At 46.0% G+C, this 25,857-nt stretch carries 23 protein-coding genes and 1 tRNA gene; 6 read left to right on the top strand and 18 right to left on the bottom strand.

Annotation, left to right across the window (positions count from 1 at the left end; translation table 11 throughout):
• From I5M27_RS13225 to I5M27_RS13215, 3 genes are all read right to left on the bottom strand, one after another.
• Positions 1-269 (bottom strand): hypothetical protein (locus I5M27_RS13225; RefSeq protein ID WP_200506766.1); only part of this gene is annotated, 269 nt, incomplete at its 3' end.
• Positions 270-926: 657 nt separating this feature from the next.
• On the bottom strand, positions 927-1,529 hold the full coding sequence (locus I5M27_RS13220; RefSeq protein ID WP_200506764.1) for a hypothetical protein: 603 nt from the start codon (positions 1,527-1,529) through the stop codon (positions 927-929).
• 116 nt (positions 1,530-1,645) lie between these two features.
• The gene (locus I5M27_RS13215) at positions 1,646-1,873 is read right to left on the bottom strand and encodes a hypothetical protein (protein WP_200506762.1); all 228 of its coding nucleotides are present in this window, start codon (positions 1,871-1,873) and stop codon (positions 1,646-1,648) included.
• 472 nt (positions 1,874-2,345) lie between these two features.
• Between I5M27_RS13215 and I5M27_RS13210 the strand changes: the two genes are divergently transcribed.
• The 3 genes from I5M27_RS13210 (at position 2,346) to I5M27_RS13200 (ending at position 4,327) form a co-directional block, all read left to right on the top strand.
• Positions 2,346-2,729, top strand: a complete 384-nt coding sequence (locus tag I5M27_RS13210; RefSeq protein ID WP_200506760.1) for a hypothetical protein — start codon at positions 2,346-2,348, stop codon at positions 2,727-2,729.
• A 91-nt stretch (positions 2,730-2,820) separates the two neighbouring features.
• Positions 2,821-4,044 carry a hypothetical protein gene (locus I5M27_RS13205; protein WP_200506758.1) on the top strand — a complete coding sequence of 408 codons (1,224 nt, stop codon included), beginning with the start codon at positions 2,821-2,823 and terminating at the stop codon, positions 4,042-4,044.
• Between the two features lie 200 nt (positions 4,045-4,244).
• Positions 4,245-4,327: transfer RNA gene (locus tag I5M27_RS13200), tRNA-Leu, on the top strand.
• Between the two features lie 98 nt (positions 4,328-4,425).
• Here the strand turns inward: I5M27_RS13200 and I5M27_RS13195 are convergent.
• The 5 genes from I5M27_RS13195 to I5M27_RS13175 all read right to left on the bottom strand — a co-directional run bounded on the left by I5M27_RS13195 (position 4,426) and on the right by I5M27_RS13175 (position 12,798).
• A complete protein-coding gene (locus I5M27_RS13195; protein ID WP_200506756.1) occupies positions 4,426-5,991 on the bottom strand; it encodes an NFACT RNA binding domain-containing protein in 1,566 nt (521 codons plus the stop codon).
• Positions 5,992-6,157: 166 nt separating this feature from the next.
• Positions 6,158-6,919, bottom strand: coding sequence for an MBL fold metallo-hydrolase (locus I5M27_RS13190; protein WP_200506754.1), 762 nt, complete (start codon positions 6,917-6,919; stop codon positions 6,158-6,160).
• Positions 6,916-7,194, bottom strand: a complete 279-nt coding sequence (locus I5M27_RS13185; RefSeq protein ID WP_200506752.1) for a hypothetical protein — start codon at positions 7,192-7,194, stop codon at positions 6,916-6,918. The genes I5M27_RS13190 and I5M27_RS13185 overlap by 4 nt, the downstream gene beginning before the upstream one ends.
• Before the next feature lie 15 nt (positions 7,195-7,209).
• Positions 7,210-7,587, bottom strand: coding sequence for a response regulator (locus I5M27_RS13180; protein ID WP_200506750.1), 378 nt, complete (start codon positions 7,585-7,587; stop codon positions 7,210-7,212).
• Positions 7,588-7,590: 3 nt separating this feature from the next.
• A complete protein-coding gene (locus I5M27_RS13175; RefSeq protein ID WP_200506748.1) occupies positions 7,591-12,798 on the bottom strand; it encodes a PAS domain S-box protein in 5,208 nt (1,735 codons plus the stop codon).
• A 148-nt stretch (positions 12,799-12,946) separates the two neighbouring features.
• Here I5M27_RS13175 and I5M27_RS13170 point away from each other — a divergent pair, with 148 nt between their 5' ends.
• Both I5M27_RS13170 and miaA read left to right on the top strand, forming a co-directional pair.
• Complete coding sequence (locus I5M27_RS13170) at positions 12,947-14,053, top strand: glycosyltransferase (RefSeq protein WP_200506746.1); 1,107 nt, start codon at positions 12,947-12,949, stop codon at positions 14,051-14,053.
• Complete coding sequence (gene miaA / locus I5M27_RS13165) at positions 14,023-14,949, top strand: tRNA (adenosine(37)-N6)-dimethylallyltransferase MiaA (protein WP_200506745.1); 927 nt, start codon at positions 14,023-14,025, stop codon at positions 14,947-14,949. Before I5M27_RS13170 ends, miaA begins: the two co-directional genes overlap by 31 nt.
• A 182-nt stretch (positions 14,950-15,131) precedes the next feature.
• On the opposite strand, the gene pfkA is transcribed toward miaA, so the two are convergent.
• Entirely contained in the window at positions 15,132-16,103 is a 972-nt protein-coding gene (pfkA, locus tag I5M27_RS13160; protein ID WP_200506743.1) for a 6-phosphofructokinase, read from the bottom strand.
• 290 nt (positions 16,104-16,393) lie between these two features.
• Here pfkA and I5M27_RS13155 point away from each other — a divergent pair, with 290 nt between their 5' ends.
• A complete protein-coding gene (locus tag I5M27_RS13155) occupies positions 16,394-16,822 on the top strand; it encodes a tellurite resistance TerB family protein (protein ID WP_200506741.1) in 429 nt (142 codons plus the stop codon).
• 71 nt (positions 16,823-16,893) lie between these two features.
• Here I5M27_RS13155 and I5M27_RS13150 read toward each other — a convergent pair whose 3' ends face one another.
• From I5M27_RS13150 to I5M27_RS13110, 9 genes are all read right to left on the bottom strand, one after another.
• Positions 16,894-17,085 (bottom strand): hypothetical protein, encoded by a 192-nt coding sequence (locus tag I5M27_RS13150; protein ID WP_200506739.1) that lies wholly within the window; start codon positions 17,083-17,085, stop codon positions 16,894-16,896.
• A gap of 160 nt (positions 17,086-17,245) precedes the next feature.
• Entirely contained in the window at positions 17,246-19,006 is a 1,761-nt protein-coding gene (locus I5M27_RS13145) for an SLC13 family permease (protein ID WP_200506737.1), read from the bottom strand.
• A gap of 194 nt (positions 19,007-19,200) precedes the next feature.
• Positions 19,201-20,391 (bottom strand): aspartate aminotransferase family protein, encoded by a 1,191-nt coding sequence (locus tag I5M27_RS13140; RefSeq protein WP_200506736.1) that lies wholly within the window; start codon positions 20,389-20,391, stop codon positions 19,201-19,203.
• Between the two features lie 250 nt (positions 20,392-20,641).
• Positions 20,642-21,091 (bottom strand): hypothetical protein, encoded by a 450-nt coding sequence (locus I5M27_RS13135; protein ID WP_200506734.1) that lies wholly within the window; start codon positions 21,089-21,091, stop codon positions 20,642-20,644.
• Between the two features lie 3 nt (positions 21,092-21,094).
• Positions 21,095-21,526, bottom strand: a complete 432-nt coding sequence (locus tag I5M27_RS13130; protein WP_200506732.1) for a hypothetical protein — start codon at positions 21,524-21,526, stop codon at positions 21,095-21,097.
• Between the two features lie 30 nt (positions 21,527-21,556).
• The gene (locus tag I5M27_RS13125; protein WP_200506730.1) at positions 21,557-22,096 is read right to left on the bottom strand and encodes an RNA polymerase sigma factor; all 540 of its coding nucleotides are present in this window, start codon (positions 22,094-22,096) and stop codon (positions 21,557-21,559) included.
• Positions 22,097-22,218: 122 nt separating this feature from the next.
• Positions 22,219-23,175, bottom strand: a complete 957-nt coding sequence (locus tag I5M27_RS13120; RefSeq protein ID WP_200506729.1) for a transketolase family protein — start codon at positions 23,173-23,175, stop codon at positions 22,219-22,221.
• A 324-nt stretch (positions 23,176-23,499) separates the two neighbouring features.
• Positions 23,500-24,885 carry a vWA domain-containing protein gene (locus I5M27_RS13115; protein WP_200506727.1) on the bottom strand — a complete coding sequence of 462 codons (1,386 nt, stop codon included), beginning with the start codon at positions 24,883-24,885 and terminating at the stop codon, positions 23,500-23,502.
• A 72-nt stretch (positions 24,886-24,957) separates the two neighbouring features.
• Positions 24,958-25,812, bottom strand: a complete 855-nt coding sequence (locus tag I5M27_RS13110) for a transketolase (RefSeq protein WP_200506725.1) — start codon at positions 25,810-25,812, stop codon at positions 24,958-24,960.
• Positions 25,813-25,857: the final 45 nt, after the last annotated feature.

Raw genomic sequence — 25,857 nt, 5'->3', positions numbered from 1 at the left:
AGGGCGGGCAGGTTCTGGCCCGGCAGCTCGAACATTACGTGCTCGAAGGGGAAGCGGCTGGCGTTGTAGATCTTGAACTTGAGCTGGGTGGTGCCGTTTCCCTGGTCCAGGGCGCCGTAGTATTCAAAGCGGAAGCAGTTTTCCTCGATCACGCAGAGCGGGTCCACGGTGCAGCCTTCCGGACAAGGGATGCCGAAAGTCTGGGCTTTGGCCGAGAAACCAAGGAAGGAGAAGAGCAGGAAAAGGAGCGAAAGTAAGTTTGTTTTCATGGCTGTAAAGAGTAAAAGTTTTGTATCGAAATATTGAAGTTCAGTTTGGTTGTTTGTGATATATGGGTTTTAACGCCGGCTGAGAAAGGTAGTTGTACTTTATCAAGTGTCCGTTTCAGGAGTGCAACAACCTTATTGGTATAGTGCTAAATAAAAAGGCTGAAAGGGTTGAAAACAGGAAAGAAAGGCGGGTGAAGAGCGAAACCCGGGCGGCGAAAGGGATTTTGGTGAATTGTACTATGCAAAGAAGGTGTTTGTAAGGATAGCAAGCCGGCCTGTGCAAAAGGCCCTGAAACGGCCTGCCAGGCAGCTCAAGCAGCTATAAAGAAAGTATTATCGCAAGCAAAACCCTCTACAGCGTTTGCACCGTTTTGGAAAAGGTTTGGGATAGAGGCGGGAGAAGAAAAACGCTATGGTTTTAGTAGTAAAACCCGTCAGAAAAATTCCTTGCACGTAACCTGAAAGCAATATCTGAAATAATGAAATAAACCGTAAAAGTTATCGCTTTTGAAATCCTCCGTAGCGTAAGGGCGTAAGGTTTCTGATTTTAAGCGGGCTTCTAGCCATCCGTTGGAGCAGAGTAAGTAGAGAAGGCATAAAAAAACCGGCCGCCCCAATTCGGAGCAGCCGGTTTTTCTTTCAGAAAGAATAGCGTTTTTATTTCAGGTTATAGCGAACACCAATTCCGCCCTGTAATTCAAGATTTACATCATCTACCAATTCCATAAATAAGTTAATATCCGTGAAAATACTGATCGGCAAATCAGAGAAAGTATATTCCAGGCCAAATACCCCATCTAAACCAAGGTCGATGTTGGTATAACGATCATTTATATAAACGTTATGATCGTCGTAATAGTAATAATTTACTTTGTGCGTGCGCAATTGAGGGCCAGCGCCTAAATACCATTTTAGCTCTTTGGCAGCTTTGGTAGACTTGCTTTTCAGAAAGTGAACCTGGAATGCTACAGGGTTGCCAACTTCATAATAATGATAACGATAGTATTTATATTTTTTATTCTTATAAAAATAATCCCGGTAATAACCATTATTATGGTAACGTCCGCTGAAATAATAAGGACGGCCCACCACTACTTCAATGTCTAAAGCCGGGCGGTAAAATTTTACCGATAAGCCCGTTGGGTCGCCAGCTTTAACTCCTAAACCAATAGTACCAGCAGATTGACCAAAGGCCAGTGTAGATAAAGAGAACAACAGCGCCGCAAAAAATGAACGGCGTAAAATTTGTTTAAAATGCATAAAAATTACTAAAGTTAGTTTCCATTTCAGCCGAATTTGCTTTCAGGCTGCCAGTAAAACTACGATAAAGGAACTGCCGTTCAAATTTGTTCCCGTTTTTCCGGGAAAAATCAAACTTAAAACTTAATAAATAAAGGAATTTGAGTAATGCGGCGCACTTTATAGAGTTCGGTTTCGGTGCTAACAAAAAGCATAATATCAAAGCCATCGCGCTGCACTTGTAAACCGCTATTCATAAGTTCACTAAAAATTTCGTCGTTTTCGTACAGTAAAGTGTGCGAAACGTCCGCAGACAGACGATTAAAAAAAGTAACGCTTACTTGGTTAGAGGAGAAGTAATGCATAATCTTGTTTTTAGCGGTGAAAACTAAAGTATTACTAAACCTGCTTTGCTTTAAAAGCCATGGTTTGCCTGATTTCAGACCGGAGCAAATTCTGAGCTTGATTTGCAAAGACCGTGCCTTATATATAATATGATCTATACTAAGTAAAGATTATTTTTCAGGCGCTGAAAAAATATATAGCTGAAACGGAAAGCCATCTGCCTGAACAGGAATAAAATCCGGCTGAAAGCGACGTATATGGAACTGGTTTAGGGTTAAAGCGGGATGGCAGAATAAAAAAATAATGGTTCCTTACGTGCAAGACCGCGGTTTCCGGGAGCCGGAATAGTTGGTAACAGTAGAAAAATCTAAATTTAAAATTTCATATATTTGTTTCCTTTCAGAAAAACGAACCGGATTATTAAACTGTTTTGCTACCGAAAGAGTATATTTTACTTACCGGTTAAAACTTAGGCTTTGTATTTTTTTTACAATGAAATTATTGCAGCGGATTTTAAAGCAAAAGAAGAACCTAGACCTACCGGTTTCTCATGACGAGGTTTATTATTTGCTGGAATGCTGGAATCAATACGCCGATCTGCCTGAAAGCCTCTTGCCTTATGTAGATCTCATTAAAACCAAAGCCGAATGGGAAAAACTGGGTTTCGTGCTTGAAATGAATAAATACGGGCAGATCCGGAAATTTAAAGTTGAAAATAAATATTTCAGTTTCATTAAAGTAGATGGCCAGCAAGCCGCCGAAGCGAAAGCGATCCGGTTGGGCAAACGCCTCACGCATAATCCCGAATATATTGCATTGCTGATAGCGCGTGGCTGCCAGCCTGAGGAATTTCTGCACAACCTGCCTGGTGAATAATTAATGCTTGCATTAACATCACTTTTTAATCCCAAAAAGGCAGCGTTTTTCCGGAAATCCCGTTTAGGGGGGTATTCCTTTCCGGATGTATATGACGAACAAATTTTCTCTGAAATTTCTGCTTCAGTTACTGGTAATAGTTGCCGGTATTTATTTAAGCTGGAACTTAAATGTATTTATTCCTTTCAATGCCAGTTACCCCCCTCTTGATACCTACAAAGATTTTTCCGGAAAAGTAGCTCCCGATACAGTAATTGCCGCGCCAGGAGAGCATTATTTACGAGGGGCCATGGGAGCGTTTTGGCTCGGAAAACACTACCGGTCTGTATGGGCGGCACAGGTTAAAGTGCCGGTATTGCACATAAGCAAAAAAAATGGCGGTATGAAGATTCTGCGAAAGGGTGGGGGCATGCAAACAACCAGCTTTACGCTGGCCGATGCAGCCGGAACGGAGTATGCGCTCCGGTCGGTGGATAAAAATCCGGTACATGTATTGCCAGGGTTTTTTCGCTATACCTTTGTTGCCTCCTTTGTGCGCGATCAGGTTTCTGCCACCGATCCCTTTGCGCCCCAATGGGTGGCTGAACTTTCATCGCATGCCGGAGTACCATATACCACCCCGGAACTCTATTTTATTCATCCCGAAGACAGCGCCTTTAATAAATTTGGGTTGCAGCGGGGTGGCTTTTTTAACCTGAGCCCCAAGGCCCCGGACCTGAAAGAACTGCAACTACCCGGCGAGCGTTTTAAGGAATTGTATTCAACAGCAGAAATGCTGCAGATTCTGACCCAAAGTAAGGGGAAAGCTTCTGTAGATACGGTTTTGTTTCTGAGATGCCGGCTCTTCGATCTGCTCATTGGTGACTGGGACCGCCACCCCGGACAATGGGACTGGGCGGGTTTTTCCACTGAAAATCATACCGTTTTCCGGCCAGTTCCCAAAGACCGGGACCAGGCATTTGGCTATTACAAAGATGGCGTGCTGCCTTATTTGTTAACCCGTAAGTTTATTTTAAATAAGATCGCTTCGTTCACGCCCGAATTTGAAGATGTGGCAGGATATAGTAAGAACGGCCGGGTGCTGGATGATCTGCTATTAAAAAATGTTCCCGGCAGTGTTTTCCAGGCGCAGGCCAGATTGTTGCAAAAGCAATTGCCGGATGCAGTACTTCAGGCGGCAATAAAGAAATATCCTGCCGGAATTGTGCCGGAAACCATTCAGAACAGATTTCAAACTCTAAAAAGCAGGCGGCAACAATTAGGAGAGGGGGCGCGGCTGTTTTACAAAATTATTCAGGAACGAAACATAAATTAATTTCCGGCTAAACACAACGGGCTGAATATTCAGGTAACTGGTGCTTAACGTATTAGAGAAAATGAACAGCCTGATTCTGAAAAATATTCCCTTAATGCCGAAAATACAGGTCAGAAATATTTGGAGGGTAAGGCCGGAAATGTTACTTTTGCAGCCACTTCGATCTGGTAGTTTTTAAGCCGGAAAGGATACCGTTTTTTGCGCACGTGGTGAAATTGGTAGACACGCCATCTTGAGGGGGTGGTGCCTTACGGGTGTGGGAGTTCGAATCTCCCCGCGCGCACTTTTATAAAGATCCTGTTGCTTTGTTGCGGCAGGATCTTTTTTTTGCCTGAAATAAAGCACCAGTCCTTCCGGAATAAAACAGATGACTATTCCTGTTCAAAACGTGCGTTCAAACGGATTTTCGGGCACAACCAATATCACATTTTCCCGGTCTACAATAACGCTGCCGGGTGCGGCGCCTTTGGGTTTTCGCACAAATTTTTTAGGCGTGTAAATTACCGGGCAAAAGCTATCAGTTTTGCGTTTGGAATAATATGCAGCGAGTTTGGCGGCCTTTTCAATAACGGTTTGCGGAAACGCTTTGCCGCTCTGGAATTTCACTACCACATGCGAACCCGAAACGTCTTTGGCGTGCAGCCACAGGTCGTCTTTATGCGTGAATTTCTGGGTTAATACATCGTTGTTGGCCGCGCTTTTGCCTACCAGAATTTTAAAGCCTTCGGTGGTAAATTCCCGGAAAGGGCTTTCGGTTTGGGTTGTTTTTTTGCCGGTTTCAAAAGCGTTGGCTTTCAGGTAATTCTTAAGCGATTTGCTGTCGTGAACCTGGGAAAGCTCCGCTAGCTTTTCTTCCAGCGCAATAATTTCTTCGGTTTTGCGCAGCGCTTTTTCGTCCAGAATCTTAAGTTCTATCTGTTGGTTTTTCGCTTTTTTATAAAGCCGTTCAGCGGTTTTCTGGGGTGTTTCGGTAGCCTTTAGTTTAATAATGCGGTTACGGTCCTGATAAAAATCGTAGAGTTCTATTTCAGAAGTGCGCGGCGGAATATTGGTCAGGTTCGCCATAATTACGTCGGCGGTTTGCGCAAAATTAGTATCGGTTTTTAAGGACTTCTGCTTGCTTTCTACCTGCGCTAAAATTTGTTCGGCGGCGTGCTTTTGTTTTTCCAGTTGCTGCTTAATTGCCTGAAAGTTGCTGACGTAGAACTGCGTGGAAAGGTACTTTACCGCAAAGAACTGCGCCACTTCTATCGGGTCCGGAAATCGGCCAATTTCAGTTCCAAGCGGAAGCAAACTTAACCGGATCTTACTTTCAAATTCGATCACGTAATAGACTGGATCTTCGAGTTTTTGAAGCAATTCCGATACCGTTTTTTGCTGCGTTTCAGCAGATTGAACTTCAAAATTGTTTTCGCGCAGGTAAGCCAGCGGAAGTTCACCAAGGGTAGGAATAAGCTTTTGTAATTGCTTTAAATTCAGCGGAAAATCTGCCGGCGAAACAGAGAAATTACGATCCATGTGCCACGGCTCAAGCTCAAAATCGGCGGGGAATTTTTTATGAAAACGGTTAACCGGAACGCGATTCTGAAACACCACAATATTAGACCGGTTGCCGAACATTTTGAATAGCAAAACCAGACCTTCGGACAGTTCGAAATAAAAGCTGCGCTCGTGCTGATGCTGCACTACTTTTTCCACCGTTTTGCCTACCGTTTCCGGGAAAAGATTTACCGAATTCTGCCGTTTACGATGAAAGTCGGAAGGGAAAGCCAGGGAAGAAAAACCGGATGTTAAAATGGCTTTGATATAAAAATCTTCCTGCCCGTTGGTGAAACCCAGCACCAGTTCATCTTTCTCCTGACTGAAACAAGTGGCCAGCGTAAAACCAACCAGCTTCTGCTCCAATGCCGCACTCAGTTTTTTCAGGAAAAAGTAATTCAGGTGCACGGTTTAAATTGTTGAATGGCTAAATTGTTAAATTGATGATTGCTGATTGTTAATTGATTTTATTTAATTGGAGAACTGAAATTCCTGAATAAATACGGTATAGTTTTAAACTTTAAAAGTCTGATGGCCAGGCCCTATCAGGCAATTAACAATCAGCAATCAACAATCAACAATTAAAAGTGAGCCCGTCATAGGCGAGTCTGATAAAATCGGGGAGTTCTTTTTCTACCTCGGCGTGGAAGCCCATTAAATGGCTGATGTGCGTTAAATAGGCTTGTTTGGGTTGTAATTCCTCCAGTAAGGTTACGGCTTCGGAAAGGGAAAAATGGCTGATGTGGGGCTCTTTGCGCAGGGCATTCAGAATAATGACTTCGGACCCCTTTATTTTTTCTTTTTCTGCTTCGGAAATAAAGTTGGCATCGGTAATATAAGTGAAATTTCCTACCCTGAAACCAAGTACCGGCAGCTTATAATGCATGGCCCGGATGGGCGTAATAAGTACGCCTTCAATTTCGAATGGCTCTTCGGTAATAGGGTGAACCTGCACGCGCGGAATGCCGGGATAATTGATGCCGGAAAAGATGTAGCTGAACTCGTTTTGCAACTGATGAATCACGCGTTCCTCCGCATAAACCGGCATATCCTGATGCTGCGAAAAATTAAACGCCCGGATGTCGTCCATCCCGGCGGTATGGTCTTTGTGTTCGTGCGTGAAAAGGAGGGCGTCGAGCTTTTTTATGCGCTCCCGCAAAACCTGCTGCCGGAAATCGGGGCCGGAATCGATGATAAAACTTTTGCCGTTCACCTGCAGGTGCACCGAAACGCGCAGCCGTTTATCGCGGTAATCGAGGGAATGGCAAACCGGACACTCACACGCAATTACCGGTACGCCCTGCGAAGTGCCCGAGCCAAGTACAGTTACTCTCACGAAGCTTCTTCCTCCTGGCTTTGAATTTCGGCTAAGAATTCCTGGTTTTTTTCGCTCAGCCGGCTGGTGTCGATCGTAATAGTACGCAGGATCTCGTAGAGGCAATTCACTTTTCCTTCCAGGGCGTAATATTTATTTACCACCACCACTTTCATATCTTTCAGCACGCAATAACCGGCCTTAAAATTTCCTTTTTCGTACCGCAGCATATAATCCGATTCGGCAAAAAGGTCTTCGAGCTTGCTGAGGAAATGGCGCGTGTATTTCAGCTCCATGCCGTAGTTTTTTGCTTAAGAAATATACTGTTTTACGGTTTGCACCAGCATGTCGAAATCTACCGGTTTGGGCAGGTAGGCATTGATGCCGGCCGCTTTAAAATCTTCCATGCTGTAATTGTTGGCGTTACCGGTTACGGCAATGATCGGAATCTTCGAGATCTCGGGATTGGCGTTCGCGCGAATTTCTTTGGTACAGGCCATGCCGTCTTTACCCGGAATGTTGAGGTCCATTAAAATGCCGTCAATTTTCTGGCTGTCAATGGTTTTCATTACTTCACTGCCGTTTTTAGCCGCAATAATGTTGTAATTCTGCAATTCAAGAATTTTGCGGGTCAGGTTCAGAATAACGGAGCTGTCTTCCGCAATCAGAATAGTTTTAGCTTCAGCCATAATTTAGTTTTGAGTGAAATATTGCTTATAAGTTTGCGTAAATTCTTTGTAGTACTGTAGTAGTTTTGCAAAGCCGGAAGCTACCGTTTCCAGGTTGTCGTGCTTTATTTCCTGCTCCAGCTGCTTGGCCATTTGCGCCATTGGGTTCAGGCCAAGCGTTGAGGCCGTGCCTTTAATCTGATGCAATGTACTTAAAATCTCTTTGTAATGTTTTAAGTCCACTTCTTTTTTAGCGGCATAAAGCAGTTCACCGGCCTCAGCTTCAAAATCGTGATAAAGCTGTTCGGCAAAATCGGCGCCACCCAGTTCACGCAATTGTTCCAGGATGTTTAAGTTCAGCGGCGGTTCGTCTATAGTAACTGCTTCGGCTACAAGCTCTTTGGTGTACGTATCCATGCCACTCCATTTCTGGATAATATTGAAGAGTTCTGCTGATTTAACCGGTTTCGAAATATAATCATCCAGCCCCTGATTCATGAATTTTTCGGCGTCGTCTTTCATAGAATAAGCCGTCATGGCAATGATTGGCGGGCAGTCCAGCAGGAGCATATCTTTTATTTGCGCAGTTGCTTCCACACCATCCATTTCCGGCATCTGAATATCCATAAAAATAATGTCGTAAGGATGCACCGCGGCAAATTCGATGGCTTCATAACCATTGGAGGCTACATCGCAGCGGCAGCCGAGTTTATTCAGCAATTTCAGGGCTACTTTCTGGTTTATCTGGTTATCGTCAACTAATAATACGTAGGGTTCGTTTTCGAAATTTTCGGTAACCACGGCAGCATCTTTTGTGGCCTGCATATTTTTTACGATCTCTTCGCTGTTTTCGGCTATGCGGGTGGCAATGGTAAACCAGAACGTGCTGCCTTCGCCGTAAACCGAGTTCAGGCCGATTTCGCCGCCCAGCAATTCACTCAGCTGTTTGGAAATAGCTAAACCTAAACCCGTACCGCCAAAAGATTTGGTAGAAGTATCGTCGAGCTGCGTAAAATTGGTGAACAACAGCTTTTTATTTTCTTCGGTTATGCCAATTCCGGAATCCTGCACTTTCACTTCCAGCATGAATTTGCCATCAGATTCGCGTTTTTTCTTAACAAAAATATTAACCGCGCCGCTGTTGGTGAATTTAATAGCGTTAGCCGTCAGGTTCGATAAAATTTGCAGAAAACGGGTTTCGTCGGTAATGATATACCGCGGCACATCGGGCTCAATGTGCAGCGCAAAATCCAGGTTTTTATGATTTGCCCGATTCTGGAATAAAGAATAAATTTTATCCAGCGTATCGAATAGATCAATTCCGGTTTCGTGAATTACCAGTTTGCCGGCCTGTATCTTCGAAAGGTCCAGAATATCGTTCAGAATTGCTAAAAGGGCATCGGAAGATTTGCGCAGCGTTTCTACGTATTCGGCTTGTTCTTCCGAAATTGAAGTTTGGTTAAGCAGGTCGATCATGCCAATAATGCCGTTCATGGGCGTGCGCAATTCGTGGCTCATATTAGCCAGGAACAGGGTTTTGGCCTGTAACGAACTTTCTGCGAGTTCTTTTGCCCGGATCAGCTCTGCTTCAATTTGTTTCAGTTCGGTAACGTCGCGGCAAACGCCTTCCATGCCCAGTGGGTGACCGCTTTCATCGCGCAACTGCCGGGCATTGATCAATACTTTGCGAACTTCACCCGATTTTTTCTTCAGCGAAACTTCAAAGTTCTGAACCTTGCCCAGTTGGTTAACGGCCTTTATTAAATTTTCACGTTCCTGCGGGTTATCATAGAGCTCTATGCTGTGCATGCCCAGCACTTCGGTCTGAGAATAACCCAGAATTTCCTGCACCGACGGGCTCATTAAAAGCACATACCCATCGCGGTCGGTCCGGTAATACAGATCCTGGAACGATTCGAAAATGGAACGGAATTTTTCTTCGCTTCGGGCCAGCGCCAGCTGCGATAATTTCTTTTCGGTAATGTCAAGCGAAATACCCGAAACTTCTTCAAAACTCCCATCGCGCAGATAGATCGGGTTGAGATAAATTTCGCGCCAGTTCGTAGTGCCATCCGGCCGTTCCAGTTTCAGTTCGAAATGCTGGTTTATACCCTGAAATACCTGCTGGTAGCTTTGCTGCAATACCGGGAAACTTTCGCCAAAGGCTTCCGGCAGACCCGAAGTTTCTAAATTGAAAGGCAGTGATTTGGAGTTTGCCGGGAAGAAATAATTGTAAAAATTCTGGTTGTAAGATGTGATCTCCAGCGCATTATTTACCGACCACATCATGTGCGATCCGCTTTCAAAAATGGCTTTGAGGCGGGCATTTTGCAGGTTTATTTGCTCTTCGTTGCTTTTTCTCTCAATGGCGAGCGCCACCTGGTTCGAAATAAAGTGCAGGATCTCGATATCGGTGTGAATATAGGCGTCCTGCTTTCTATAATCCTGCACCGAAATTACCCCGATGATGCGGTCTTCGATGGAAAGGGGAGAGCCGAGCATCACTTTGGGGATTTCGCCCTGGTAGGTTACTTTGCCTGAATCGATCAGTTCCTGGTAGTCTTCTTTTAATAAGAACAGCGGCCGGCCGGAATTAATAATGTACTCGGTTATTCCTTTGTCGAAGGGGCGCTTTATTTCGGTGCTGCCGGCGTTCAGTTGCTGATCCACGTGGTACACAAAATTCAGCTCCGTCCGGTTTTCGTCGCAAAGCGCGATCTGGATATTGTTCGTTTCTATGATCTTGCTCAGCTCGCGGTGAATGGCCCCGTAAAGCGAGGTTAAGTCTTTGCTGCTGATGGCCAGGTTGGCAATGCTATAGTAAACTTTCTGTAAACGTTCGGCCTTGATGCGGTCGGTAATGTCGTGCAGAATGGCGCGCGTTGCTACCGGTTTTCCATCCTGCAGGGTGCAGTTGATACTGCCGATGAGGTGGATCGGTTTGCCGCTTTTGGTAAGGAATACCGTTTCGATTTTATTTACATCTTCGCCTTTATATAAATTGCGGAGCTGGTAAATAAGCTTGGCTTTGTAATAGGGGTGAACAATATCGTTCAAAGCCAGTTTTTCGATGTCGAAATCGTTATAGCCCAGTTTTTCTTTCCAGGCCCGGTTCACGAAAATGAATTTGTTGTCTACCGAAGTATCCTGGATCAGGTCATGGGCGTTGTCGAAAAGATCCTGCAGGCGGATCTTGTTGGTTTTCAGGGCTTCCATGGCCGCTTTCCGGCCGGTAACGTCTTTTCCTACGCTCGAGAGTCCGATGATATTGCCGTCGATATCTTTTTCGAAAATGCTGTACCATTTCAGCACTTTCACCAGGCCGCTTTTGGTTACAATATTGCGTTCGTAAAAGTGGTTCAGCGTCTGGTCTGTAAACGTTTGAAAAAAAGCTTCCTGCCGTGCCTGTTTTTCACTTTCGGGCAGAAAGAGTTCGAAATAATTGCGGCCGATCACTTCTTCCCGGGTATAACCGGTGTAGGTCAGAAAATAATCGTTTACCGTTATCAGGTTGCCTTTCATATTCAGGCTGATGTAGAGCAGGTTTACTTTTTCCAGGAAAACCCGGAATTGCTGCATGCTTTCGCGCATTACTTCTTCGCGGCGCATGGCTGCCTGCGCCATTTTGCGTTCCGTAATATCGCGGATGTTGGCCTGAATATAATGATGCCCTTCCAGGGAGATGCGGCTCAAGCTTACTTCGGCATCTAATAAAGAGCCGTTCTTATGCCGGAATTTCCACTCAAACGATTGCGATACGCCGGCCTGCAAAGTAGCTTCTACTATATTGGCGGCTTTAGTGGCCGATGGTTGCTTGTCGGGTTGATTCTCCGGGGAAATTTCGTCGAGGCGTTTGCCTAATAATTCGTGTTTCTGGTAGCCAAAAAGCTGAATGGTAGTATCGTTGGAATCTACGATCACGTTGTTGTAAAGCAGGCAGATCCCGTCGTAAGATGATTCGAAAAGTGCCTGGTATTTACTTTGGGAAACGGATAGCTCCTGAGAGAGTTGTAATTTGGAGATATAACGCCCAATGCCGGACCCGATCGAATCGACCAGGGAAACCAGCGCCGGCGTGATCTTGTGCCGGCTTTTTATGAACAGTAAATTGATAGCCACTACCTGAGAATCGGTACAAATAGGCATGATGAGGATGGGCAGGCTCGGGAAATACTCCTGTAAAACGGCAGCAATTTTTTTCAGCCCTTCCTTTTTCTGCCCATGAAAAAGGGCATGCATCAATTCTGAATCTACGGTAATTTCCTGGTGCTGCAAGAGCAGATCCGAGAATAAACCGCAGCTGGAACAGATGCTTAATAAGTTATCTTTTTCCGAATAAAAATAAGTGCCGCCGCCAATGATGTCGCTTTTTTCCATGAGCTGTTCAATGGTGAAGCGCAGAATTTCTTCGGTATTTTTAAAAACCGCCAGGTTGGCCAGCAGATGATTTACAAACTCCAGCTGGTTGTTGCGCGATAAAATATTTTGCTCGGCACTTATTTTTTCCCAGCTATCGGCCACCGTACAGATCAGGATCTTCTGATTATTGGAAAATGCCGTTTTGAAACTGATCTCAATGGTAGTCAGATTGCCGTCCGGCAGGGTAAACCACCAGTCGAATTTGCGGGGCTGACCGGAAAAGGCAAGATCCAGGTTTTTATAAAAAAAGGCTTTTTCGTAAGCATTGAAATCCAGCAGTTTTGGCAGATTTTTTCCGATCGCAGCACTTCTGTCAAAGGTTACATACTTTAAAGCGGCGTCGTTGAGGTCCAGTAATTCGCCGCGGCGGTTCAGAATACATACGGCCAGGTCAGAGTTTTCGAATACGCTTTTATAACGCTGGTTTTTGACCGCGTTTGCTTCCGGCACGCTGGTTTCAGCGGCAATTTCGCTGAACTGAAAGATAAAAAAATTGTGGTTCTCGAACCAAATGGGTTGCCACTGATACGTTAAAACGGTATCTGTCAGGCCGGGAAAAGTGATCTGCTGCCCGTTGGTTCTTTCCTTGCCAGACGCTATAAGTTGTTCCAGTTGCGGCAGGTATTCATAAAGATGGATCTCGTCAGCGCCATCGGGTTTAAAACCGAAAAAGCGAATGGCTTCCGGGCTGGCCGCTAAAAGTAATCCACTCACATTGGCAATAAGCACCAGCTTTTTTGTGTTTTCTAACTGGCTGATTATTTGTAATAAACGTTCAGCAGAAACGGTATCGGAATCGGAAATAAAAGTCATGGCAGCAAATAAGGTTGCCCGTTAGCGCTTGGGGCGGTTTAAGATACGCGAATTTTCACGAAAAGCTCTAAATTCGCAGGTTAAATTTACGTAGTTTGAGCTCTCCGGCCGGAATTTTACTTTCCCGGATACGTTGCTGGTTTATAACATGAAAAAAATTGTTTTTGCGGTAACTACCGATCTGAACTACGACCAGCGCATGCAACGAATCTGTAAAAGCCTGGCTGGTAACGGGTATGAAATTTTGCTGGTAGGACGCAGGTGGCCGGTTTCCAAACCCCTGCAACCGCAACCTTATGCGCAGCACCGCCTGCAATGTTTCTTTTCCAAAGGCAAATTCTTTTATCTGGAATATAACCTGCGTTTGTTTTTTTTCCTGCTTTTTAAAAATGCCGATGCTTTTGGCGCCGCCGATCTGGATGCGGCGCTGCCGGTTTGTTTTAAAGCCCGGATGTCGGGAAAACCTTTTATTTTCGATGCGCACGAATATTTCCCGGAAGTACCGGAAGTAATCAGCCGGCCGGCAATTCAGAAAATGTGGCGGGCGGTAGAAAAATTTATTGTGCCGCGTTCTGCTTTGCGATATACGGTTACCAGTTCTCTGGCCGGAATTTTTACCCGGAATTACCGCGTTCCGTTTAGCGTGATCCGGAATATTTCGGTGCTGAAACCGTTTGTGAAAACTGAAAAAGAACAGCGTTATATTCTGTATCAGGGTGCCGTGAACGAAGGCCGCGGGCTGGAAATGCTGCTGGAAGTAATGCCGGAAATAAATGCAGATTTATGGATCTGTGGCAAAGGCGAAATGCTGGAAACCTTGCAGCGCCGCGCCCGTGAACTGAAGCTTGAAAACAAAGTGAAATTCCTGGGTTACGTGCTGCCGGCCGACCTGGAGAAAATTACCCGCCGGGCGTACCTCGGGTTTAACCTGCTCGAAAATCTGGGTTTGAGTTACTATTATTCGCTTTCCAACAAGTTCTTCGATTATCTTCACGCCGGTATTCCGCAGGTGGTTATTGACTTTCCGGAGTATGAAACCTTGTTGCAGGAATTTGAAGTTGGCGTGGCCATTCCGCTGGAAAAAGCTGCTTTAAAAACTGCTTTGCAGGAATTGCTGACCGATGAAAAACGCTATGATTTTCTGGTTAAAAACTGCTTGTTAGCGCGCGAAACCTGGAACTGGCAACAGGAAGAAAAAAAACTACTGGCTCTTTACGAAACGCTATGGCAAACTCAGCAAAAACTAAATTCCTGATCGTGATTGCCGGACCCACGGCCGTAGGGAAAACCGACCTGAGCATAAAACTCGCGCAGCATTTCAACACCGAAATCCTTTCCGCCGATTCGCGCCAGTTTTTCAGGGAAATGAACATTGGTACCGCCAAACCTACGCCTGCGGAACAGCAAAATATCCGGCACCATTTCATCGATTCGCACAGCATTTCCGAAGATTATAATGCCGGCCAATTTGAAGCGGATGCGCTGGATATTCTGGATAAATTATATCAGGAAAAGGACGTGGCGATCCTGGTGGGCGGATCAGGATTGTATGTGCGCGCATTATGCGAAGGCATGGATGAAATGCCGGAAGTTGCGCCCGAAATTCGGGAAGAGCTGAACCAAAAACTGGAAGCCGAAGGCCTGGAAACGCTATGCCTGGAGCTTGAAAAACTCGATCCGGAATATTTTGCGCAGGTAGACAAAGCCAATCCGCAACGGGTAGTGCGGGCGTTGGAAGTTTGCCTGGTCAGCGGCAGGCCGTATTCGTATTTCCGGAACCAGCAAAAAAAGCAAAGGCCTTTCCGGATCATTAAAATTGGCCTTACCCGCAACCGCGAAGAACTTTATAAACGCATCGATCTGCGGATGGACCAAATGCTGGCGCAGGGCTTGCTGGATGAAGCAAAAAGCCTGGAGCAATATAAAACGCATAATGCGCTGCAAACTGTTGGCTACACCGAAATTTTTGATTTTCTGGAAGGGAAATACGATTGGGCCGAAGCCGTAAGATTACTGAAACGCAACAGCCGCCGCTACGCCAAACGCCAGCTAACCTGGTTTCGGAAAGACCCGGAATTTACCTGGTTCGAAGCGTCGCAGGAAAAAGAGATCCTGCATTTCATAGAAGCAGAAATGCACGCCGGCGGCTAAAAAGAACGGTATATTTTCAGACTTTTTAGGCCCAAAAACATACCGTTTTTTTTATAATAGAATAATAGAATTGTTGAATGCTAGAATTATTAAATCGTTAAAGTTTGAATCGAGACTCAAGACAATTTAACTAATATTTAATTCAACCATTTAACAATTTAGCCATTTAACCATTAAGCAATTTAAACACTCAGAATTTCTACCATGCGGGTAAAGCGTGGGTTTATGAGTTTCTTTTTGTGGATCGTATCTTCAAAGGGAGTGTAAATGATTTTGGCATTCACCTTTCCGGCCATTACGTTTTTCTTGCCGTTTAATAAGCCTTCCACGCATGCCATGCCCAATTCTGAGGCCAAGAGGCGGTCAAGGGCAGTAGGGGAGCCGCCCCGCTGGATATGGCCGATCACCGTTACGCGGGCATCCATTTGCGGCAATGCTTTTTCTACTTTTTTTACAATGTCGGTGGCGTGGCCTTCTTCGTCGCCTTCGGCAACTATAATTATAAAAGAAGTTTTAGAGCGTTTCCAGCCGTTTTGCAGCGTATCGATAACTGTTTCTATGGATGTAGTGGTTTCCGGGATCATAACGATCTCGGCGCCGCCGCCAATGGCGCAGGGCATGGCAATGTAACCCGAATCGCGGCCCATTACTTCAACAAAAAATACGCGCTCGTGGCTGTCTGCCGTATCGCGGATCTTATCGATGGCATCTAAAGCTGTATTTACGGCGGTATCGTAGCCAATGGTATGATCGGAGCCGTAAAGGTCGTTATCAATGGTACCAGGGGCACCGATAAAAGGGATGCCGTGTTCTTCGTAAAATTTTAAAGCGCCTGCGAAGGTTCCGTTCCCTCCGATGGCAACTACGCCGTCTATTTCAAACTTCTTCAGTTGTTCGGCCGCTTTGGCCCGGCCTTCCGGGGTCAGGAATTCCTGCGAGCGGGCCGACTTTAAAATGGTGCCGCCTTTCTGAATCGTATTACTCACCGAAGAAGAATCCATTTTTATAAAATCGCCGTTTATCATGCCGTTGTAGCCGCGGCGGATACCATAAATTTCCAGGCCGTGGTAAATAGCGGTGCGCACTACCGCGCGGATGCACGCATTCATGCCCGGCGCATCGCCGCCGGAGGTAAAAACTGCAATTTTTTTCATAGGTTTTTGAGACTTATACGGGGCTAAGTTAAGATATTCCCAGTCAGGACGTAAATTTTAGATTTTAGATCGAAAAAATCTGTAAAAAACAGACACTAATCTCTGAATTTAGCGTATATGAAAACATATATATTTAGGAGGCCAGGAACCCACTTTTCCGGTATAATTTTTTCGGCTAAACCTGATACAATTTAAAGGTAGAATTTTTATATTGGAGAAAATTGCGGGAGGTTGCGCTATTCCTTTTATAATGCTTAATGCGTGAATTTTTAACTTAAACGGACCGATTTATGTTTAATTTTTTTGAAAGCGAACAGACTAAAAAGCTGAAAAGCCATTTAATGAATTTAGGTGCGCTCGCGAAAGTGGATGGGCACATAGATACGGCCGAGATGAACTATATTGTAACCATCGGTCGCAAAAATGGTTTGAAACCGGAAGATGTACGTACCCTGATCGCCAATTCCGGCGGCGTGAAACTGGAACTTCCTACCAACGACTCTGAGCGTTTCGATCAGATCTACGACCTGGTTGAAATGATGCTCGCCGATGGAATTGTGGACGATAACGAAATGGATTTCTGCATCGATATGGCCAGTAAACTTGGTTTCCGGAAGGCGATTGTAGGCGTGCTGGTGCGGAAGATTTCGATGGGGGTGAAAGATGGCCACAGCCGCGAACATATTAAGAAAGAAGCCCAGTCGTTTCTGGAATATTAAGTCCGGCCCGAAAAAAAACTTCAAAAATAAAAGCAGTTTCCCGGTTGGTAAATAACCGCGGGGAACTGCTTTTATTTGTTTTCTAGCGTATCGCTTTCTACTGCGGTTCCGTCTTTTGGTTGCTGCTCCAAAGAATCGGTTTTTTCCGGAAGTTCGTATTTTGCTGCAACTTCCGGCTGTTTATCAGCGGGGCCGGAGCAGGAAGTTAATTGAAAGCCGAAGCATAAAACAAGAAAGCCCAGACTTTTAAGCGATAATTTCATAGCGTTTTTACGGATTTCAGGTTTATAAAAGGTAATTCGGAAATACAGTATTTCGGAAACGGTATGGTTTTGAGCCGAAAAACTGCTTTCAGGAGTTAAAGTTTTGGATTAAGGCTAGCCGGATTTCTACATAAGCGTTAAATTCTGGAAATTTTTTATGTTAGAATGGCCAGAGGAAAGGCACTAACCCCAGGATCAGCGCAACTAAAATCAGCGTCAACCCGGATCCTACTTTCAAAAAATCGGAGAACTTATATTTTCCCGGGCCATAAACCAGAATGCAGGACGGCTCGAAGGGGGTAATTAGGGAAACGGAGGCGGCCAGCATAATGGCAATGGCAAACGAACGCGGATCTACCTGCAAAGCCAGTGCTGTTTTAATGGCCACCGGCACAATTACCAGCGCTGCCGCTGCGTTGCTCATGGGTTGGGTAAGAAAAACGGTGAGCACTACAAAACCAGCCAGAATACCCAAAGTGCCCCAATCCTGCAGTAAGTTTACAATGCCGGTAGCCAGAAAACTGGCCGCTCCGGAATTTTCCATGGCCGTACCGAAAGCGGTCATACCGCCGATTAAAATAAGTAACCGCCAGTCTATGATCTGATAGGCGCGTTCGGTGGTAATGCATTTGGTAATTACACTGATCACGGCGGCGCCTAAAAAACTAACCGAAAGGGGCACCAATTCCAGGGACCCTAATAAAATGGCCAGCAGGAAGCAACAAATGGTAATAAGCCCTTTCTGTTTCTTAAAAAGTATCGGCTGAAACTCATCCAGAATGGTGAGGTTCTGGCTGGAACGGAGGGTGGCTAATCTTTCGGCGGCGCCTTGCACCAGCAACAGATCACCCATGCGCAGTTCTATTTCATTTATTTTAGAGCGTAGCGTTTCGCCGTGCCGGGAAATTGCCAGAATTGCAAAACCATAGCGCCGCATAAAGTCGATTTCGCGTACGGTACGTCCGATAATGTTCGATTTAACGGTAACCAGTAATTCCCCCAGCCGGATATCTTTCGTTTCCAGATCTTTTTCGGCCATCACGTCAGCCATAATTTCGATGCCCTTCGATTCTTTGATCTTGATCAGGTCTTCAAGGCTGCCTTCCACTAACAGAATATCATTCTCCTGAAAAACGGTTTGGTAATCGGGTAAAAAGTTGTTTTTCCCCCGGATCAGGTTCAGGGTTCGGAAGGGCGAATTGGCCAGAGCAGAAGTGAAAACATTCTGGCCAATAAGCGGTGATGCCGGCATTACCAGAATTTCGGTCAGGTATTTCTGGATGTTGTATTCTTCTGCCAGGTCCTGCTGATTGGTTTGCTTCGGCAACAGTTTTTTACCGACCGTCATCATGTAGATAATGCCAACCGCAAATAAGATCAGGCCAATTGGTGTAATTTCGAATAAGCCGATTGGTTCTATGCCGGCTTTATCCAGGTAGCCGCTTACCGCAACGTTGGTAGACGTCCCGATGAGCGTGCAGGTGCCGCCTAAAATAGATGCATAAGCCAGCGGCATTAAAATCTTTGAACTGCTGATCTTCGCCTTCCTGGAAACACCTACCAGCGGCGTTACGAACATGGCCGTAACGGTGGTGTTGTTCATAAAGGCTGAAATGGCCCCCGCTACGAGCATTACCAGCGCCAGCAACAGATTCGTGCTTTTACTGGCCACGCGCACGAGTTTCACAATTAAGAATTCCAGAACGCCCGTATCTTCCAGGGCTGCGCCCAACACGAACACCGAAGCCAGGATCACAATAAAATCGGAACTGAAACCGGCGTAAGCTTCGGCAGGGGTAATGATATTGGTAAGCACCAGCACGATCAGCATGACCAGCGTTACAATATCGACAGAGAATTTTTCGGTAGCGAACAGTATAATTGCCAGCAAAAGTAAGCTGAGCACTATGGTAATTTCCATAAAAACGGTAGGGTTTATCCCGAAAAAAGTCGTTTAACCGGTTCAGAAACAGGTTGAGTTTCGGGTAATCGCTATTTACTGTTTTTACGGCAAAGGGTTAGGTGCAAAATTTAAAATAAAAGATCGAAGCGTTCAGGCGTACATTTCTTCAACCTTAATCCGTTCAGCCTGAAATATTTGAAGAGGGCAATAGCTTATTGCAAAACTTTATTTATTGCGTTCAGAATTATTTCGCAGGCCGCTTTAATCTCGGTTTCAGAAATAGTAAGCGGCGGAGCAATGCGCATGGAGTTGTCGCAGAACAGGAACCAGTCGGTTAGGACGCCATCCAATATGGCCTGGTCGATCACCGGTTTCAGAATTTCGAAGCTTTCCATTTCGGCGGCCATCATTAACCCACAGTTGCGGATCTGTTTAATGGCCGGGTGCTGCAGTTTTTCTTTGAATAATTCGGCTTTGGAGGCTACGCCTGCCAATAAATTTTCCTGCTGAATCACTTCCAGCGTAGCCAGCGAAGCTGCGCAACTTACCGGGTGGCCGCCAAACGTAGTCATGTGTCCTAAGATCGGGTTAGATTTGAATACGCCCATAATTTCTTCAGAAGCGATAAAAGCCCCGATCGGCATGCCGCCGCCCATGCCTTTGGCGCACAGTAAAATATCCGGCACAATGCCAAATTGCTCAAACGCCCAGAAAGTACCCGTCCGCCCGAAACCGCACTGAATTTCGTCGAGTACCAGCAGGGTGCCGGTTTGCGTGCAGCGCTCACGCACCGCCTGCAGCCAGTTGTTTTCAGAAGTCCGGAGGCCGGCTTCGCCCTGCACCGTTTCTACAAAAACGGCCGCGGTGCGCGTGGTAATGCGTTCCAGATCTTCAAAACTATTGAACCAGATATGGTTTACGTCGGGCAATAACGGGCGGTAAGCGCGTTTGAAATTCTCCGAACCGGTCAATGACCAGGAACCTTGCGTGGAACCATGGTAGGCGTTGTGGCAGGAAATAAGTTCGGTGCGGCCGGTATATTTCTTGGCCAGTTTCATGGCACCTTCCACCGCTTCCGAACCTGAATTCACGAAGTAAGAAATGCTCAGGTTTTCGGGCAGGGTTTTGCTTAAGGCTTCGGCTAATTTTACCTGCGGGGTTTGCACAAATTCGCCGTAAACCATTAAATGCAAATATTTATCGAGCTGCTCCTGAATGGCTTTAAGTACGTGCGGGTGCCGGTGGCCTACGTTGCTTACCCCAATGCCCGAAATCAGGTCCAGGTATTTTTCGCCATTTGCGCCGTACATATACACGCCTTCGGCTTTTTCAATTTCCATCATGAGCGGAAAATCGGAAGTCTGGGCCTGGTGTTTTAGAAAAAGCTGGCGGGAGGTAAGCATCTTTTTAGTGATTAGTGATCAGTGAATAGTGTTTAGTTATTCTCCCGCAAAGTTACGGCTTATTTCGGAACGGCAGAAGGTGGTTTTTTACTGCCCGATCGACTTTTTATAGTCAAAAGCATAGCGTTTCGGTGGACCAAACCTCACAGGTGATTAAAGCCAGTGAGGTTTTTTTTAGTACCCTTTTGGCACAAAAAAACGGAGCACATTTGCGCTCCGCCTTTTTTATTCACCCTAGTGGAAAAACAGATTAGTTTTTTGCTTTTTCGTCGTTAAGTTTTTGCAACAGCACTTTCATGAATTCGCGTTCGCCTTTGTAGAGGGCCGCTAACTGCCGAATCGAAATGATTTTCTGAAATTTGTCGGCATATTCTTTATCCAGGCTAATTTCTTTCTGGCGCGTATCGAACATCAGGTTCATTTGTTCTTTCAGCTGCGCATCTGTAAATTTATCTAGATCCTGGCCTTTGAACGGGCGCGATACCCGGCGCAGCTCGTTGCGTTTAGCATCGTACTCGTTATAAAGCGGCCAGAATTTCTGCGATTGCTCGGCGTTCAGGTTCATTTTATCGGTGAGGTAAGCCGTGCGGGCGGCATCTATTTTTTCGTTGCGCTTACCGCCATGTTTGCCTTGCGCCTGCGCCGAAAATGCGATGCAGAGCATGGCAAAAAATAAGGTAAAAGTTCTAATAGTTTTCATGCGTTAATAATAAGATTCATCTAAGGGAATTTCTTCCAGTTCATGCCGTATTTCGGCAGAGTTGGCGGCAATAAATTCATGCGTAAGATCCTGGTCGGCTGCATTTAGAATTGCCAGATCGCTGCGTTCCATTTGTTCTGTGGCCAACAGGTAATTCATTATTTCAGTTTGCGGCACCTGGGCCAGCATGTCGGCTCGAGGTGTTTTATCTTCCTGCATATTCAGCATGAAAACGGTAGCGAAAACAGCCGCAAAACCCGAGCCAGCCAGGGCCAGACGCAATGGTTTGGGAAACCAGCTCCCTGCTTCGGAAGTTTCCGCCGGAGTAGAAGTTACGCGTTGCATGATACGGTTAGGCAACTTATCGAAATAGTTTTCCGGTACGTTGTAAACGTTTTCGTGCTTCAGGTCTTCCAGGTTAAAATTCGGTTTCATACTGCTTAGAGGTGTTAATAAAGCAAAGGTTTAACCCTTGGTAATGTAATCTTCAATTTTTTTCACTGCCAGGTGATACGAAGCTTTTAGCGCGCCTACGCTGGTTCCCAGAATTTCCGAGATCTCTTCGTACTTCAGGTCGTCGTAGTATTTCATGTTGAATACCAGGCGTTGCTTATCGGGAAGTCTGAGCAAAGCTTTCTGCAACTTAAGCTGAATTTCATCGCCGGAAATATGATCCGACTGGTCGATCTTGGCTGTTAATTCGGCGGCTACGTCGTTAATAGGAAGGAAGAATTTGCGTTTTTTGCTTTTCAGGAAGTTCAGGCATTCGTTCGTGGCAATGCGGTAGAGCCAGGTATAAAGCTGCGAATCCTGCCGGAAATTTTCCAGATGCTTCCAGACCTTTATAAAAACTTCCTGCGTCAGGTCATCGGCATCTTCATGGTCGATCACCATTTTACGGATGTGCCAGTAAACTTTCTGCTGATACTTGCGCACGAGCTGGTTGAAAGCCAGATTACGGCTTTCTTCTTTCGCAAATTTTTCAAGTATCTCTTTGTCTTCCAAAGTTTGGTTGTTCGTTGGTGGTTGTTAGTTTTTTGTCACAAAACCATACCGTTTTCCAATAAAAAAGGCTGTTGCCCGTAAGCAACAGCCTTCTGAAAATCAGAATTAGATTCTGAAAAAGATTACTGTTTACGCGCCATTACGGTTTTTACGGCTTCTACGATAGCGTTTTCGTTCAGGCCGTATTTTTCCATGAGCTGGTCAGGCGTACCGCTTTCGCCGAAGCTGTCGTTTACGCCAACCATTTCCAGCGGAAGCGGCATTTTACGGGCCAGAAGCTGCGCAATGCTGTCGCCTAAGCCGCCGTTCAGCTGGTGCTCTTCCGCCGAAACCACGCAGCGCGTTTTGCTTACGGATGCTAAGATGGCTTCTTCGTCTAAAGGTTTAATGGTGTGGATATTTATTATTTCCGCATCAATTCCCTGCTCGGCCAGGAGTTTACCAGCCAGGATCGCTTTCCAAACCAAATGGCCCGTAGCGAAGATCGAAACGTCTTTTCCTTCGTTCAGCACCACTGCTTTACCGATCTCGAATTTCTGATTGGCAGGGGTGAAGTTAGGTACTACCGGACGACCAAAACGCAAATAAACCGGGCCTTCGTATTCGGCAATGGCTATGGTCGCAGCTTTGGTCTGGTTGAAATCGCAAGGGTTGATCACGGTCATGTGCGGCAGCATTTTCATCATGCCCACATCTTCCAGGATCTGGTGCGTGGCGCCGTCTTCGCCTAATGTAAGGCCTGCGTGCGAAGCGCAAATTTTTACGTTCTTGCCGGAATAAGCCACGCTCTGGCGGATCTGGTCATAAACCCGACCCGTAGAGAAGTTGGCAAACGTACCGGTGAACGGAATTTTACCACCAATGGTCATACCAGCCGCCAGGCCGATCATGTTCGCCTCAGCAATACCTACCTGGAAAAAACGCTCCGGAAACTCTTTCTGAAACGCATCCATTTTCAGGGAGCCGGTTAAGTCAGCGCACAAACCAACCACGTTCGGGTTGGTACGGCCCAGTTCCAATAAGCCCGCGCCAAAACCAGAACGGGTATCTTTCGATTCGGTGTAAGGAAAATCTTTCATTTTTATGTTTTAATGTTTTTCAGGATGCTGAAATGTGAAAAAGGATTGTCTTTTAAGTTTTTTTGAGGGAAGAAAATTTTCACGTTATCCGGTCATCCCGACGACCGGAGGGATCTCATCCGGTTAGTATTACCATTTAAGCTGGCATTTTCCCTTCCTCAAGAGATTTCTCCTTGCGGCGAAATGACAAAACGTAAACCCCGCCCAAAGTGGGACTTTTATCAGTTACCTTTCACTTTCCGCATCTTATTTTTTAGTTCTAAATTTATTTAAAATCCAGGAAGAAAGTCCTGCTACTTGTGTCTTAAATCCTGTGTCCAGAAATTATTGCCCGAACAACTTCACGGTAGTGGTTTTGCCGCTGGTTATGGTGAAGTCTTTGGTTTCTGTGAATTTACTGGCGCGGGCGCTTTTGGCGCGGTACACCAGGCGGTATTTTCCGGGCAGCAGCGGCAGGTTAATTTTGCTGTTGCTTTCCGGCAGGTTATAGATCCATTTCTGACTGCCTTCGCTATCAATCGTATAAATGCTGCCGTAGCCTTGCAGTTCCGACGTAATATTCAACAAACCGGGCATCGGATAGCTTACGATTTTAGTTTCGCCTTGCTTTACCACTACATCGTTTAAATAATAGCGCGGCAGCGTTAACAGCTCGATGTCGTATTTCCCGGCCAGCAATTTCTGGGTGGAGCCATAGGTGGTCCAGGCCAGGGTTTGCGGCGAGCCGTTCTTCCGGATAATGGCCGTAACCGTACCGTAAGCCGGCGGCGCTTCCTGTCGGAAATTCAGGTAACCCTGCGGCGCGGTAACCGAAAATACGTTGTGCTTACCCGCTTTTATCTTCAGGTTTTTTTCTATAATCTGCGGGGTTGTGTTGATCACCAGGTCGTAGTTCAAAAGCGCATCAATGTCCAGGATATCGGTTTTGCCGTTGGCGTCCAGGTAGTGCACGTAGTTGTATTCGGGTTCGCCGGTAACGGTGTTTATGAAGGTCATATTCACGTTGGTTTCTACCGGTTTGCCTTGTTCGTCCTTTAATTCTACGCTAACCGTGGTGGTGCTCAAAGCGGTGGTTACCACGTCATCCAGTACATTTTCGAAGGTTTTAATGTCGGCCGCGTTGTAATACTGGCCCACGCACTCGAACTGCTTCTGGAATTCTTCCGTTGCCCCGATGCCAATTACGAAAGGCCGCAAAAAGATCCGCTTTTTCTGCAAGGCCAATGAAGCTTTACACGGATCGCCTTTACAACTTTCCAGCCCGTCGGTAATAATAATGATCACGTTCCGGGTGTTTGGTTCGGCTGGAAAATCTTTCGCGCTTTGCTCCAGTGAATACGTGATCGGCGTATTTCCTTTCGGCGTGATGGCTTTGATGCGTTTCTTGATTTGATCCGAATTTCCCGGCGAAAAAGGCACTTCCAGTTTGCTGTCGGTGCAGTTATTTTCCTTGTTCGGGAATTGGTGACCGTACACGCGCAAGGCCATTTCCAGGTTTTTGTGCATTTTCAAAGAGTCGACCATTTCGGTAAGCAATTGCTTGGCCACTGTCATCCTAACGCTGTTTTCCCATTTCGCATTCATACTGCCCGAACCGTCGAGCAGAAATAAAATGCGTGTCTTCTTCGGTTTCGGGGTAGGGGCTTTTTGAGCCTGCGCCGCGAAACTTAGCAAAAACAGAAAAATGAATAACCGGAAGAAATTTTGCATAACCTGAATATTTTTGAGGCATAGTTTTAAGCCCCAAAATCATACCGTTTTCAGCCCGCCAGGGTTCGGAAATTAATAATCTCCGGCTGTTTCAGCTGCCTGTAATAACGCCTGCTGCAGCTGCGCATCGTTCGGCGCAATACCATGCCACTTGTGCGAACCCATCATGAAGTCGATGCCGTAACCCATTTCAGTGTTCATCAGGATCATGATCGGCTGGCCCTGACCGGTTAAGCTTTTAGCTTCTTCCAGCGTTGGCAGCAATTCGTTGAAATTATTGCCCTGCGTTTCCAGCACTTTCCAACCGAAAGCTTCCCATTTGGCGCGCAGGTTGCCTAAGCTCATAACCGCATCGGTCGGGCCATCGATCTGCTGACCGTTCACGTCTACAGTAGCAATAAGATTATCTACTTTGTGGTGGTGAGCATACATGGCCGCTTCCCAAACCTGGCCTTCTTCCAGTTCGCCGTCGCCCATGAGCACGTAAACCAGTTTGTCGTCGCCATTCAGTTTTTTAGCCTGCGCTGCGCCGGTAGCCGCCGATAAGCCCTGGCCCAAAGAACCCGAAGCAATGCGGATGCCCGGTAGATGCTCGTGCGTGGCCGGGTGGCCCTGTAAGCGGGAGTTCAGTTTACGGAACGTTGCAAGTTCTTTTACATCGAAGTAACTAGAACGGGCCAAAACGCTGTACCAAACCGGGGAAATGTGGCCGTTCGAAAGGAAAAACAGGTCTTCGCCGGTGCCATCCATGTTGAAATTCGGGTTGTGATCCATTACCTTAAAGTAAAGGGAAACCAGGAATTCAGTACAGCCCAAAGAGCCGCCCGGGTGACCGGAATTTACGGCGTGCACCATGCGCAGAATGTCGCGGCGCACCTGCGATGCCATCTGGTTCAGTTCGTCAACGTTTTTGTTAAAAGGGTTCATTTATTTGTAATGATTAATGTATAATGACTAATGATTAATTTTACT

Source organism: Adhaeribacter terrigena, from assembly GCF_016623615.1.
Taxonomy (GTDB): domain Bacteria; phylum Bacteroidota; class Bacteroidia; order Cytophagales; family Hymenobacteraceae; genus Adhaeribacter_A; species Adhaeribacter_A terrigena.
The sequence above is the reverse complement of the archived record's forward strand: the minus strand, read 5'-3'. Positions and strand labels throughout refer to the sequence as shown.

Bases quoted from the DNA above. Each gene is read 5' to 3' on its own strand.
- I5M27_RS13220 (WP_200506764.1), bottom strand. From the start codon at position 1,529: ATGCATTTTAAACAAATTTTACGCCGTTCATTTTTTGCGGCGCTGTTG.
- I5M27_RS13215 (WP_200506762.1), bottom strand. From the start codon at position 1,873: ATGCATTACTTCTCCTCTAACCAAGTAAGCGTTACTTTTTTTAATCGT.
- I5M27_RS13210 (WP_200506760.1), top strand. From the start codon at position 2,346: ATGAAATTATTGCAGCGGATTTTAAAGCAAAAGAAGAACCTAGACCTA.
- I5M27_RS13205 (WP_200506758.1), top strand. From the start codon at position 2,821: ATGACGAACAAATTTTCTCTGAAATTTCTGCTTCAGTTACTGGTAATA.
- I5M27_RS13185 (WP_200506752.1), bottom strand. From the start codon at position 7,194: ATGGAGCTGAAATACACGCGCCATTTCCTCAGCAAGCTCGAAGACCTT.
- I5M27_RS13180 (WP_200506750.1), bottom strand. From the start codon at position 7,587: ATGGCTGAAGCTAAAACTATTCTGATTGCGGAAGACAGCTCCGTTATT.
- I5M27_RS13175 (WP_200506748.1), bottom strand. From the start codon at position 12,798: ATGACTTTTATTTCCGATTCCGATACCGTTTCTGCTGAACGTTTATTA.
- I5M27_RS13170 (WP_200506746.1), top strand. From the start codon at position 12,947: ATGAAAAAAATTGTTTTTGCGGTAACTACCGATCTGAACTACGACCAG.
- miaA (WP_200506745.1), top strand. From the start codon at position 14,023: ATGGCAAACTCAGCAAAAACTAAATTCCTGATCGTGATTGCCGGACCC.
- pfkA (WP_200506743.1), bottom strand. From the start codon at position 16,103: ATGAAAAAAATTGCAGTTTTTACCTCCGGCGGCGATGCGCCGGGCATG.
- I5M27_RS13155 (WP_200506741.1), top strand. From the start codon at position 16,394: ATGTTTAATTTTTTTGAAAGCGAACAGACTAAAAAGCTGAAAAGCCAT.
- I5M27_RS13150 (WP_200506739.1), bottom strand. From the start codon at position 17,085: ATGAAATTATCGCTTAAAAGTCTGGGCTTTCTTGTTTTATGCTTCGGC.
- I5M27_RS13145 (WP_200506737.1), bottom strand. From the start codon at position 19,006: ATGGAAATTACCATAGTGCTCAGCTTACTTTTGCTGGCAATTATACTG.
- I5M27_RS13140 (WP_200506736.1), bottom strand. From the start codon at position 20,391: ATGCTTACCTCCCGCCAGCTTTTTCTAAAACACCAGGCCCAGACTTCC.
- I5M27_RS13135 (WP_200506734.1), bottom strand. From the start codon at position 21,091: ATGAAAACTATTAGAACTTTTACCTTATTTTTTGCCATGCTCTGCATC.
- I5M27_RS13130 (WP_200506732.1), bottom strand. From the start codon at position 21,526: ATGAAACCGAATTTTAACCTGGAAGACCTGAAGCACGAAAACGTTTAC.
- I5M27_RS13120 (WP_200506729.1), bottom strand. From the start codon at position 23,175: ATGAAAGATTTTCCTTACACCGAATCGAAAGATACCCGTTCTGGTTTT.
- I5M27_RS13115 (WP_200506727.1), bottom strand. From the start codon at position 24,885: ATGCAAAATTTCTTCCGGTTATTCATTTTTCTGTTTTTGCTAAGTTTC.
- I5M27_RS13110 (WP_200506725.1), bottom strand. From the start codon at position 25,812: ATGAACCCTTTTAACAAAAACGTTGACGAACTGAACCAGATGGCATCG.